This window comes from Methylophilus sp. 14 (assembly GCF_015354345.1).
GTDB lineage: Bacteria > Pseudomonadota > Gammaproteobacteria > Burkholderiales > Methylophilaceae > Methylophilus.
The window spans coordinates 400,149-412,825 of the sequence record NZ_JADKYS010000003.1 but is presented as its reverse complement, the minus strand read 5'-3'; the positions used below and the strand labels follow the sequence as shown (position 1 = coordinate 412,825).

The following is a 12,677-nucleotide window of genomic DNA, read 5'->3' as shown; positions in this document are numbered from 1 at the left end:
TAAAGCCCGGCGAACCGGGCTTTATTGATGGAAACATGAATCGTTGATGAGGCTTTTTACAGACGCATCTCCAAGACTTAACTGCCAAAGATCGTGTTTAAAGAATTACTTTTACTGCTTTCGACCATGACGGACGCTTTGCCTGGGCTTTCACTGATGGTGTTGACCCAGTCATCACTCATGTTCTCTAATGCATTGCTAGACGATGCACCCATTAAGCCGGTCAAACCTGTGCTGTCATCACTAGCGTCATCGCCGTTGCCAAATATCAGCGACGCATTGCTTAACTGGTATTGACGTAATTGCTGCATTAAGCCTTTGGCCGTGTATGTTTCAGGCGCCGTGCCAGTGTTGCCTAGGGTGACCTGCGCACTGGCTGATGCGTTAGGGCTGCTGTCGTTGCCGGACTGTGTGTCTTTAGTGGTTGTACTGATGGCGTCGCCTGAAGTCGTTGCATTGGCTTCGGTATTGTAGGCTTTGTTTAACAATGCCGAGACGTTGCTTTGAATGTTAGAAACTGACATGACCATGCCTCGTTAAAAAGAATAGGGATACATTACCGCTGATCTTGTTAACGGCATGAGTGCAATAAACTTTAAAAAATCCCTTATTTCAGGGTTTAGGCCGTGACTCGTGACTGGTTTTTCGTCAGATAGCACGTCGTCCAGGGGCGATTTATGGTATGGTTTCAGCCTTGTTAGACATCACTCGTTTCTCTGCTATCACATGTCCTCCGTCCGCTATTGTGTCAATGGTAAATTGGTCTCAGGCGTTGCGCCGACCAATCGCGGTTTTGCTTATGGCGATGGCATTTTTCGTACCATGCGATTGCTCAATGGTGAGTTGCAAGATTGGCCGTTGCACTACCAGACGCTGGTGGCAGATTGCAGCAAAATTCACATTGTCTGCCCCTCGGCAGAACTGCTGATGCAGGAATTTAAACACCTCATGGCATCCGCAGAGGATGCTGACTTGTCGTCTGGTATCGTCAAAGTTATCATCACCCGTGGCGATGGCGCCCGTGGTTATGCGCCACCGGCGATTTGTGAGCCAACACGGGTCTTAATACTTAGCGAATTGCCGGTGTATCCGCCTGCTATTTACGATGTTGGGGTTGCCTTATACACCTGTCAGACGCGATTAGCTTCTCAGCCCTTGCTGGCGGGTATCAAACATCTTAACCGTCTGGAAAATGTGCTGGCACGCGCTGAGCTGAAAGACCCGCGTTTTTTTGATGGCGTCTTGCGTGATTATGATGCCCACGTGATTGAAGCGGTCAGTGGCAATCTATTTATTCACAAAGACGGCCTGGTAATGACGCCCGCGCTTGAGCATTGCGGCGTGGCAGGCGTGATGCGGCAAAAAATACTCGATTGGTATAAAACGCAGGGCCAGGCGGTGGTCTCAACCAATTTGTTTATGGAAAACCTGCTGGCCGCTGATGCGGTGGTGGTTGCCAATAGTGTTTATGGCGTATTGCAGGTGACACAGATTGACGAGCAGGTGATTGCCAGCAATGACTGGGCGAAAGAATTAAGAGCGCATTTAAACTATGTTGTTCATTAAGCAGTGTGTGAAATACGGTGTCGCCGCGCTGATGCTGGGCGCGGTGGCATTGGCAGTGTGGGTGGTGATTTTCATGATCAGGCCATTGCCCATGGCATCAGAAACCATCGGTTTACAGATTCCGGCCGGGGCCAGCGTGCGCGGCATTGCCGATCAACTGGTCGCCGCAGGCGTGCTGACGGAGCCGTATAGCTTTTTGCTCACGGTGAAACTGACAGGTAGTGGCAGTCAATTACAAGCCGGTGATTATGCTTTGAATACGCCACTGCAGGTGATGTCGCTCATCGACATCCTCAAACACGGCACATTTGACCAGTTTAAGCTGCAATTAATCGAAGGCAAGACATTTGCTGACTTTAGGCAAAAGCTGGCGCAAATGCCTGGCATCCGTCATGACACCCTGATGCTGTCTGATAGTGAGTTGATGCAGCAAGTGAGTGGGCAACCCATACATCCAGAGGGCTGGTTTTTTCCGGATACTTATTTTCTGGATGCGCAGAGCAGTGATGCCGACTTGTATAAACGGGCTTACCAGAAAATGGCCCAGCATTTGTCTGCCGCCTGGGAGACGCGTGATACTGGCTTGCCTTATCGCTCCATGTACGAGGCGCTGGTGATGGCCTCCATCGTCGAAAAAGAAACCGGGGTGGAAGAAGAGCGCCCGCAAATTGCCGGTGTGTTCATTAACCGCCTGCGTAAAGGCATGCGTTTGCAGACGGATCCTACTGTGATTTACGGCATGGGCACGCGTTACCAGGGCAATATCACTAAAAAAGACCTGCTCACTGATACGCCTTACAACACCTATACACGTAGTGGCTTGCCGCCTACGCCGATTGCGTTGCCAGGGCTGGCATCGATACAAGCCGCCTTGCATCCGGCCAAAACCAATGCGCTATATTTTGTAGCTAACGGTCAGGGCAGGCATGTGTTTACCAGCTCGCTAGAGGCGCATAACCAGGCCGTGCGCGCCTATCAGTTAAAAAAACACTAAACATCATATACATATGGGGAACCTTGAATAATGGCGGGCTTGTTTATTACGCTGGAAGGCATGGATGGTGCGGGCAAAAGCACGCATATTCCGACCATACTGCAAATGCTGGCCAGCCGTGGCCGTGAAATAGTCTCTACACGTGAGCCAGGTGGCACGCTTTTGGGCGAGGAGTTGCGTGAAATCCTGTTGCACAGGGAAATGCATGTGGAAACGGAGTCTTTGCTGATGTTTGCTGCGCGTGCCGAGCATCTGCAGCAAGTGATTTTGCCCGCATTGCAGCGCGACGCGATTGTGGTCTCAGACCGTTTCACTGATGCCTCTTATGCTTATCAGTGTGGTGCACGAGGTCTGCCTTTACACAAGATGCAGCAATTAGAGCAGTGGGTGCAGGGCAGTTTGCAACCGGATATCACTTTGTTATTTGATGTGCCAGTCGAGGTGAGTTTACAGCGCCTGGCTGGGGCACGGACGCCAGACAAATTTGAAGCGCAAGGCGCAGAATTTTTTGCCCGATTACGTGCGCAATACCTGGCCAGGGCGGCTGAGTTTCCGCAACGGTTCCGCGTGATTGATGCCCATCGCTCACTTGAAGAAGTGAAGAAGTCAGTTGAAGAAATCATTTCATCCATATGATTAATAAGATTTATCCCTGGCAAGAGTCGCTATTCTCGCACTGGATGCAAGCGGGAGAGACGCGCCATCATGCCTTGTTGCTGCATGGTAAAACCGGCATCGGCAAATTGCATTTTGCGCAGACGATGGCCGCGGCCTTGCTGTGTTTGCGGCCACAACAGGGTTTTGCCTGCGGTGAGTGCGAGTCCTGCCACTGGTTAGCAGAAGGTGCGCATCCCGATTTCAGGGAAATCACGCCCGAGGATGACGACAGCGCAGAGAGTGGCAAGAAAAAGACACGCAAACGCCAGCAAATCCTTATCGACCAGATTCGCGCCTTGCATGACTATTTATCGCTGACGTCGCATCGCGTGGATGGTATTCGTGTGGTGCTGATTCATCCACTGGAAGCGATGAATGTGGCGGCCTCCAATGCGTTACTAAAACTCCTGGAAGAGCCGCCGCAGCGTACCCAGTTTTTACTGGTGTCGCACCAGCGCCAGGCTTTGTTACCCACGATTTTAAGCCGCTGCATGCAGGTGGAAATGCCAGTGCCCAGCCGAGAGCAGGGCTTGCAGTGGTTACAAACCCAGTCTGTGGCCAACCCGGAATGGGTCTGGCATTACAGCGGCGGAGCGCCCACTACCATACAGCAGGATGAGTTTGACTGGCATGCCTGGTACCAGCAATTCCGTCCGCACCTGGCAGGCGGGGCAAGCATAGACGTTGCCGCCGCGGTGCCGGTGCTGATCAAGCAGGGCATGGAGCAGGCCATCCAGGTGTTGCAGAAATGGTTGCTGGATGTCTGGCTATCCAGCCATCAGCAGCCATTGCGGTATCATCCCAGTGAGGCCGCCCCATTGCAGGCTTTGGCCGGTGCGGTCAATATGTCGCGCTTACTGGCGTTTCAACAACAGTTAAATCGTTTTAGAATAACGGCACAGCATCCACTCAATCAGGAGTTACAGCTGGAGCAGTTATTATTGCAATACAAAAAAATGTTTGCTTAGGGCCAGCTTGTTTGATGGCTAATCAGGTAAATATTCTGGAGCTTGGGCAATGACAGACACACTACCACCCGCCGCCGCAAAACCAGGTGTTTTGTCGCTGGCGATTCGCGAAAAAGCAGCCTTGTTTGCGGCTTATATGCCTTTTGTCAAAGGCGGCGGTTTGTTTATTCCGACCAGCAAGCCGTTTAAAATGGGCGAAGAGATTTTTATGTTGCTGACTTTGCTCAATGACCCGAATAAGCTCAAGGTCGTAGGGAAAGTCATCTGGATTACGCCGCAGGCAGCGAATAACAAGCCACAAGGCATAGGCATCCAGTTTACCGACAAGGATGGTGGTGCGGAGGCGAAGAAACGCATTGAGACGATTCTTGGCGCTGCACTCAAATCCAGCCGCCCTTCAAATACGATATAGCACCTATTTAACAGCTTTGAATGAGTTTTGGTTGAAAACATGTTAGTTGATTCGCATTGCCATCTTAATTTTCCCGAACTGGTGCAGAATATGGACCAGGTGCTTGAGAGCATGCGCAGTCATCAGGTCGGGCATGCCTTGTGTGTGTCAGTCACGCTGGACAAGTTTCCCGAAGTGCTGGCGATCGCCGAGCAATACCCGAATATTTACGCCTCAGTCGGCGTGCATCCTGATTACGAAGATATCAAGGAGCCCACTGTCGATGGACTGGTGAGTTTGGCCGATCATGGCCGCGTGGTTGCCATTGGCGAAACCGGCCTGGATTATTTCCGCCTCACTGGCGATCTTGAATGGCAGCGCGAACGTTTCCGTACCCACATCCGCGCGGCGAAAGCGACCGGTAAGCCGCTGATTATCCATACCCGCAATGCAGCCGAAGATACCTTGCGCATCATGCAGGAAGAGGGCGCAGCCGAGGTAGGCGGGGTGATGCATTGCTTTACCGAAAGCTGGGAAGTGGCGCAGGCTGCAATCGCCATGGGCTTTTATATCTCGTTTTCGGGCATCGTGACCTTTAAGAATGCGCAAGCCTTAAAAGACGTGGCGCAAAAAGTGCCTCTGGATAAAATGCTGGTCGAGACGGATTCCCCCTACCTGGCGCCTATCCCTTTCCGTGGCAAAACCAATCAGCCAGCCTATGTGCGCCATGTGGCCGAAGAGGTTGCGCGTTTGCGTGATGTGCCATTGCAGCAGGTGGTAGACGCTACCACGGCCAACTTCTTCACTCTGTTCAAACACGCGCAGCCATGCAATTAACCATTTTAGGCGTAGGCTCCAGCGCAGGCACGCCTGCTGTGGGTTGTACATGTGCCACGTGTCGTTCAACAGATACCCGTAACAAGCGCACGCGCTGCTCCAGCATGGTGACGCTGGAGGATGGCCGCGTCATCCTGATTGATACTTCCCCGGATTTACGTCAACAGGCCTTGCGGGAAAACATGCGCCGTGTCGATGCGGTGCTGTATACCCACACGCACGCGGACCATTTGCATGGCATTGACGATCTGCGAGCGTTTTGCCAGATTAATCGTAGCCAGATTCAGCTATATAGCTCTCCTGAGTCCATTGCGCATATCCAGGAAAAGTTTGGTTACACCTTGCGCGACCCCATTCCGCAATATTGGGACTTACCCGTTTTGGCCGCACATGTGGTCGAGGCACCATTTGAAGCAGCTGGGCAATGGGTGACACCTATACCCGTTATGCATGGCAAAATTCGTATTTACGCCTACCGTATTGGCAATCTGGTGTATATGACCGATGTGTCTGAGATTCCGGAAAGCTCTTATGCCTTGTTGCAGGGCGTGGATGTATTGCTGATTGATTGTTTGCGCGAACAGCCGCATCCGACCCATGTCTGCGTCGAGCAATCCCTGGCCTTGATTGCGCGCATCGGCGCCAAACGCAATGTTTTGATACACATGACACACGAGCTGGAATATCAGGCATTACAGGCGCGTGTGCCCGCCAATGTGCAAGTCGGCTATGACGGCATGCAACTTGAGATTGCATAGACCTGTCCTAATGATGATGTCGCGGCAGGTCAACCGAATGGTGTGATAAACAGTTATACTTTCACGCAACAATACTCATTGAGAACGATATCGTTACTTGGTTTGAATATTTAATACGTTGGATTTTGGATAACAGGAATTAAAACATGAAGTTATACGCAAAGATTTCAGCTGCAATGGTCGCCACCTCATTGCTGTTTGCAGCCACCGCTGCTGTTGCTGGTAAAACCTACAGCGAAGACGAGTTTATTAGCGGATTTAGTGGCAAGTCCAAAAAACTTGTCATCGAAAAGCTAGGTCAGCCATTTAAAAAGCAGCAGTCAGTCAAGCCAAGCAATGCCAATAACATTATTGGTAGCATGGGTAAGCAACAAGACAATTCCAAGCCAGTACAAGTCGAGATGTGGTATTACAAAAACCTGGTGAAGTACGACAATAAAAATACCTACAAAGAGACTGAAGTGACTTTTGTCAATGATCGCGTGATGAATATCGGCTTTTTCAATAACCGTTAATAAGTGCGCGTGATAAAAAAAGCTGTGTAGAAATACACAGCTTTTTTTATGTTTTTTGTATGATGACAATGCCCGCGCGTGTCCACAAAATCTGTGGATAACCCAGTGGATTGGGTCTTGGTAAAAATGCTAAGTCACTGAATATCAATCGTTTTAATCAGATGTGCGTTTTTTGACCTTCGCGCGTAAGCTTGACTCAATGCCCGTATTTTTACAACATTGTCAACATAGCATGCTTGTTTTTTCATCTACAACTTTGGCTTGGTCAATTGCTCGCGTGGTGTGTTGTTAAGGGGGGGATATAGACACTTTTTAACCCTCATTCGCCATATGCTGTCACTGGTTGCTCTGTCACCTAAGCGTTTGCTCATGACAGATCAATCAGTCTCAGTTTAAGGGGGCTAACCAGGTATTTGTGGTGTTCATCAACACCAGAGCATTTAATCCTCTGATTTTTGATAAAAAATGTAAACAATAGTTCAAACAAATGTTAATATTTGTATTGACGTTTATTTTTATTTTTGTTTAGGAGAGTATTGATGATAAAGCATTCCCTGATGGCATCAGCCATTTTATTTGCTTTTAGTAATGTTGCTTCAGCCGCAGCAGTCAAGGTCAGCGCTGATGCTGCAGATGGTTATGGTTTGTACCTGGATTTAAGTGCCCAGGTGAACGCAAAATTGCTTGGCTCAGTCACCGTAGGCACTGCATCGGTTGAAGTTAAAACGCCTACTGCGCTCGGTGACATCAGCGTAGCGAGTGCGGGTACGCCGATTCCAAGGCAAACAAACTCAACACTGAATCTTGGCTTGAGCGCCAGTGGGACCGGCACAGGCGTGTTATCCAGCTTGAATCCTATCCTGGCACTACTGACGCCAACCCAAGTGGGCTCTGCCACATTTTCAGGTTCTGGCGCATATCTTGAAAACAATCCTGTGCCTGGCTCCAACAGCGCTATTGGCACCGGCAGTGTTGAGCATCTGAATGTGAGTGTATCAACAGCGTTGGCATTGCAGGCCGATCTCATCGACTCCACTTCAACCGTGACGGTGAATGAAAGCTCAGGCTTGTTTACAGCCAGTGGTAACAGCACTTTTGTCGGCGCCAACCTGAGTATTTTAGGCCATTCGATTGATCTGGCAGCGGCGGCTACAGGTGGTGTCTATCTGGATTTGGGACCGTTGGGCCGCGCTTCAGTGTTCGCCAACGAGAGTAAGTATTGGGCCGATGGTATCGTGGCCAGTAACTGCAATGGCGCAACATTTAGTTGTGCTGTGGAAACCAATGCCCTGCAAATTACGCTGGACGAGATTGGCATAAATTCATTAGGCTTGTTAGGGCTTGCTAATCTTTCAGCCACGACCGATTTGTGCATTACCGTTGGGCATTCTTATGCATCAGCCACTGTCACGCCGGTGCCAGAAGCTTCTTCCTCCTTAATGATGCTGCTAGGCTTGGGTGCGCTCATGGGGCTTTCACGCCGTCGCCTGTAGTTCGGCCAGGTCATATAAAAAGCAGTGATATAAAAAAGCCCCTGAATTCAGGGGCTTTTTGTTTTAACAAGTGATTTTCTACTCAATTAATGGCTGTCAATATCTCAATGGTAACTATGCATGGATGATTGACGTTTTGTGACTTAATTTAGTGGTCATGGGTTTAGTGGTCATGATTGCTTGGTGAGCATGACCCACATGGTGGCGGTGGGGGAGGCGTGCATGGGCTTGGTGCTGGTGCACAACCTGGGTTGTACCATGAGATTGGCCCATAGTTAATGCCGGGTTGATTAAAAACGCTAAATACGCTGCCCATGACAAATGGGTTGTACGGATAGCCTGGGAAAAACTGTGAGCCGCCAGAAATGGTTTGTATTTCAGGTTGGGAAAGCTGATTGATAGCCATATTTTACCTCTTCAAAAGTTAACATGAACTCAGTTTGCTGACCGTTTTAGTGTTTCGCCACGGTTGTGATTGCGCCCTGAATTACCTTGAAACGTCATTTGCGCCTGATTAAATGAGTGCACTGCTGACGGGACCCACTTCGATGCTTATTCAAAGTGTTAATTAATGTTAAATATAAACTTAAATTAATACAAGTTAATTTTGGAGGGCTATGAATATCTGCATTTCACGCGATGGCTAAAAAGATCAAATTGATTGGCATCGAGTCATGCTAGAAAGCGTGGTTAAAGCGTGGGCGTATTTGTGACAAAGGTCATTTGCCGATATGTGTTACAGGCGTGATAGATAGTCAGCACGAAGAAGACACCGAGGTCTGTGCAATGTGTGTTTGCAGTAGAGTTAAAGTTTAATCAGCCTCAAACATGAAAGATGTTAAACTGTGACCATGATGATTCAACAAGAAGCAAAAGCAATTATTCAAAAACGAAACAAATTGAGTGCTTGGGAATCTAGATTTGGCGCAGCTGAAAAGCTGCTTGATGGTGCCCAGAAGAGGACTCGAACCTCCACGTCGTTAAACACTAGTACCTGAAACTAGCGCGTCTACCAATTTCGCCATCTGGGCTAAAGAAGCTGTGCATTTTAAAGGAAGAATAAATATTGTCAACCAGAAAAACGAAAAAATCCCTGCGTGCAAATGACCCGCAGGCCCAGCGTGAAGCTGAGTTATACCAAACACCATTGCCAAGTCGCGAGTTGGTGTTGCAGTTGTTGTCAGATCAGGGGGTGCCCCTGAGTGCTGACCAGATTTATGTGTTGCTCGACATCAGCCATGATGAGCGAGACATTTTTAACCGCAGGCTGGGTGCCATGGAGCGCGATGGCCAGCTCATGCGTAACCGTAAGGGTGCATTTTGCCTGCCGGATAAGATTCACCTGATTGCAGGCACCGTGTTTGGCCATACCGATGGTTATGGTTTTTTAGTCCCTGACGATAAAACCAAGAATCCTGAAGATATTTTCCTCGGCCCCAAAGAAATGACCATGGTCATGCATGGTGACCGTGCCATGGTGCGACTGGCGGGCGTGGACCGTAAGGGTCGCCCAGAAGGCAAGCTGGTTGAGGTGCTGGAGCGTGCCAACAAGACATTGGTCGGTCGCGTGATTCGCGCACAGGGCGTGACGATCGTCGCTGCTGAAGACAAGCGTATCAGCCAGGATGTGCTGATTCCTTATCACCTGGATATGGACGCGCAGGTCGGGCAGATTGTGACTGTCGAATTGACGGAGTATCCCTCTTCGCATTCCAGCCCGATGGGCAAGATTGTAGAGATTTTGGGTAACTATGCTGACAGTGGCATGGAGATTGAGATTGCTTTGCGCAAGCATCATTTGCCGCATCAATTCAACCCGGCAGCGGTCAAGCAGGCTGAAGACTTCCCTAGAACCGTGCAGGCCAAGGATTACAAAGGCCGCAAGGATTTGCGTGATCTGGCCTTGATTACCATTGACGGTGAAACGGCGCGTGACTTTGATGATGCCGTGTTTGCCGAACCGCAGGGCAAAGGCTGGCGCCTGGTAGTGGCGATTGCCGATGTGAGTTTTTATGTGCAGCCTGGCGATGCGCTGGATAAAGAGGCGTACGACCGTGGCAACTCGGTGTATTTTCCTCGCCGCGTGATCCCTATGCTGCCAGAGGCCTTGTCTAATGGCCTGTGTTCACTGAACCCGGATGTTGAGCGCTTGTGCATGGTGTGCGATATGCAGATCGATGGCCAGGGCGTGGTCAAGCAATACCAGTTTTATCCTTCTGTGATGCTGTCTAAGGCGCGCATGACCTATACCAAGGTCGCGGCCTTGTTGCAGGGCGAAGATCCAGCCTTGTCGGAAGAATACGCCTGGCTGTTGCCGCATGTGCAAAATTTAAACAGCTTGTTCAGGTTGATGCTGACCCAGCGCGAAAAACGCGGTGCGGTGGAGTTTGAATCGACCGAAACCATGATGGTGTTTAACGATAACGGCAAGATCGACAAGATTGTGCCTGTGGTGCGTAATGACGCGCACAAGCTGATTGAAGAGTGCATGTTGGCGGCGAACGTCTGTGCTGCAGACTTTTTGCTCAAAAACGAACAAACCTGTTTATTCCGTATCCACGAAGGTCCGACGCCTGAGAAACTGGAGGCCTTGCGCCTGTTTATGGGCGAGTTTGGTTTTGGTGTCGGCGGCGGTGAAAATCCAAGCGCCAAAGATTATGCCAAGCTGATGCAGCGCATTAAAGCGCGGCCAGATGCGCAATTGCTGCAAACCGTGATGCTGCGCTCTATGCAGCAAGCGGTGTATAGCCCGGATAACGTTGGCCACTTCGGGCTGGCGTATGAGGCCTATACACACTTCACCTCGCCTATCCGCCGTTATCCGGACTTGCTGGTGCACCGCGCCATCAAGGCGGTGGTCGAAGGCAAGCGTTACCAGGCCAAAGACTGGCATCAGTTAGGTGTGCATTGTTCAATGACTGAGCGCCGCGCTGATGATGCCACGCGTGATGTGACCAACTGGCTCAAATGCTTTTATATGCAAGACAAGGTTGGCGAAGTGTTTAGCGGCACCGTTGCCGGGGTCACCAGCTTTGGGTTGTTTGTGGCGCTGGACGAAGTCTACGTTGAGGGCTTGTTGCACGTGACTGATCTGGGCAATGACTACTTCATTCACGATAAGGCGCGTCATGAGATGGTGGGTGAGCGCACCGGTGTACGTTATCGCCTGGGCGACCGCTTGACGGTGAAAGTGGTGCGGGTGGACTTGGAAACTTCACGCATAGACTTCACGCTGGTTGCAGCCGCAGAAGGGGCGGCTGACGTGCAGGGCGGGCTCTCTGATGAAGGGGCCGCAGTTGTCAGCACAAAAGGGCGTGCGACCAAATCGGCTGGGTTAAATGCGCCAGTGAAAACTGCGCCTGCAGCCTGGGCCAAGGCCGCAGCACCAAAAACAGCGGCGCCCAAATCTGCTGCTAAATCGACAAGCGTCAAGGCAGCTGCTGCAGGTGCCAAATCTGCCAGACGTCAGGATGATCAGCCAGCCACAGGCAAGGCGGCGGTAGGTAAGCCGCGTTCGGCCAAAGACAAAGGTCGCCATTCGGCACAAAAAAATAAAGGCAAACCCAAGGCAAAAGCACGATAATAGCGTCTTGAGTTAATTTGTCATCTATTCGCGCAGTGCACAGCATGCCAACACTTGCTGGGCCTGCGCGATTCGTGTTTTATCTTTTGCACGGTTTATCTTTTGCAGATAGCCTGGCAAAAGTCACCAAGAAAAATTAGGAGTCACTATGTCGGAAACCCGCATTCTGTTCGGTTTTCATGCGGTGTTGAGTCGCATGCGTCAGCATGGCAGCAGCATTCAGGAAATTATTATTGATCAAGACCGTGTCGATGCGCGCATGCGCGATTTACTCGATATGGCCAAATCGCAAAATATTCGCGTGATCCAGGCCGAGCGTCATCGCCTGGATGGTTTTATTGGCGCCCATGGCCGCCACCAGGGCGTGATTGCCCGCGTGGTTGAAACGCCTATGCCTTACAAGGATATTCACGATGTGCTGGAGTCTGACCTGGATGAGCCGCCATTTTTCCTGATTCTGGATGGCGTGCAGGATCCGCATAACCTGGGCGCCTGTTTGCGCGTGGCCGATGCCATGGGCGTACACGCAATTATTGCGCCTAAAGACCGTTCTGTCGGCTTAAACGGTACGGTACGTAAAGTCGCCAGTGGCGCGGCAGAGACTGTGCCGTTTATCTCGGTAACCAATCTGGCCCGTACCATTCGTGAGTTGAAAGAAGCCGGTGTGCATATCGTTGGCACTACCATGGATGCGCCAAGCTCATTGCATAACACCAAGCTAGAAGGCCCGATTGCACTGGTCATGGGCGCAGAGGGTGATGGCATGCGTCGTTTAACCCAAGAAACCTGTGATGCGCTAATCACCATCCCGATGTTCGGCTCGGTGCAAAGCTTGAATGTGAGCGTGGCTAGCGGCATTGCGCTCTACGAGATTCGCCGTCAGCGCGTGCTGGCAGGCGGCAAAGCCTAGTTTTA

12 protein-coding genes and 1 tRNA gene are annotated in these 12,677 nt (G+C 50.6%); 11 read left to right on the top strand and 2 right to left on the bottom strand.

From position 1 onward, the window contains the following. Positions 1–77: 77 nt before the first annotated feature. Positions 78–524, bottom strand: coding sequence for a hypothetical protein (locus INP78_RS10250; RefSeq protein WP_228522802.1), 447 nt, complete (start codon positions 522–524; stop codon positions 78–80). Positions 525–726: 202 nt separating this feature from the next. On the opposite strand from INP78_RS10250, the gene pabC reads away from it, so the two are divergent. From pabC to INP78_RS10205, 9 genes are all read left to right on the top strand, one after another. Next, entirely contained in the window at positions 727–1,566 is an 840-nt protein-coding gene (gene pabC / locus INP78_RS10245) for an aminodeoxychorismate lyase (protein WP_194742080.1), read from the top strand. Beyond that, positions 1,553–2,560, top strand: coding sequence for an endolytic transglycosylase MltG (gene mltG, locus INP78_RS10240; RefSeq protein WP_194742079.1), 1,008 nt, complete (start codon positions 1,553–1,555; stop codon positions 2,558–2,560). The genes pabC and mltG overlap by 14 nt, the downstream gene beginning before the upstream one ends. Before the next feature lie 30 nt (positions 2,561–2,590). After that, on the top strand, positions 2,591–3,196 hold the full coding sequence (gene tmk, locus INP78_RS10235; RefSeq protein WP_194742078.1) for a dTMP kinase: 606 nt from the start codon (positions 2,591–2,593) through the stop codon (positions 3,194–3,196). Then, positions 3,193–4,185, top strand: coding sequence for a DNA polymerase III subunit delta' (gene holB / locus INP78_RS10230; protein WP_194742077.1), 993 nt, complete (start codon positions 3,193–3,195; stop codon positions 4,183–4,185). The genes tmk and holB overlap by 4 nt, the downstream gene beginning before the upstream one ends. Before the next feature lie 49 nt (positions 4,186–4,234). Next, the gene (locus tag INP78_RS10225) at positions 4,235–4,597 is read left to right on the top strand and encodes a PilZ domain-containing protein (protein WP_140003602.1); all 363 of its coding nucleotides are present in this window, start codon (positions 4,235–4,237) and stop codon (positions 4,595–4,597) included. A 39-nt stretch (positions 4,598–4,636) separates the two neighbouring features. Further along, entirely contained in the window at positions 4,637–5,413 is a 777-nt protein-coding gene (locus tag INP78_RS10220) for a TatD family hydrolase (RefSeq protein WP_194742076.1), read from the top strand. Continuing rightward, positions 5,404–6,171, top strand: coding sequence for an MBL fold metallo-hydrolase (locus tag INP78_RS10215; protein WP_194742075.1), 768 nt, complete (start codon positions 5,404–5,406; stop codon positions 6,169–6,171). Before INP78_RS10220 ends, INP78_RS10215 begins: the two co-directional genes overlap by 10 nt. A 176-nt stretch (positions 6,172–6,347) precedes the next feature. Beyond that, positions 6,348–6,686 (top strand): hypothetical protein, encoded by a 339-nt coding sequence (locus tag INP78_RS10210; RefSeq protein ID WP_194742207.1) that lies wholly within the window; start codon positions 6,348–6,350, stop codon positions 6,684–6,686. 539 nt (positions 6,687–7,225) lie between these two features. Beyond that, the gene (locus INP78_RS10205; RefSeq protein ID WP_194742074.1) at positions 7,226–8,179 is read left to right on the top strand and encodes a PEP-CTERM sorting domain-containing protein; all 954 of its coding nucleotides are present in this window, start codon (positions 7,226–7,228) and stop codon (positions 8,177–8,179) included. A gap of 946 nt (positions 8,180–9,125) precedes the next feature. On the opposite strand, the gene INP78_RS10200 is transcribed toward INP78_RS10205, so the two are convergent. After that, a tRNA-Leu gene (locus tag INP78_RS10200) sits at positions 9,126–9,210 on the bottom strand. Positions 9,211–9,245: 35 nt separating this feature from the next. Here INP78_RS10200 and rnr point away from each other — a divergent pair. Beyond that, positions 9,246–11,762 (top strand): ribonuclease R, encoded by a 2,517-nt coding sequence (rnr, locus tag INP78_RS10195; protein ID WP_194742073.1) that lies wholly within the window; start codon positions 9,246–9,248, stop codon positions 11,760–11,762. A 148-nt stretch (positions 11,763–11,910) separates the two neighbouring features. Then, on the top strand, positions 11,911–12,672 hold the full coding sequence (rlmB, locus tag INP78_RS10190; RefSeq protein WP_194742072.1) for a 23S rRNA (guanosine(2251)-2'-O)-methyltransferase RlmB: 762 nt from the start codon (positions 11,911–11,913) through the stop codon (positions 12,670–12,672). Positions 12,673–12,677: the final 5 nt, after the last annotated feature.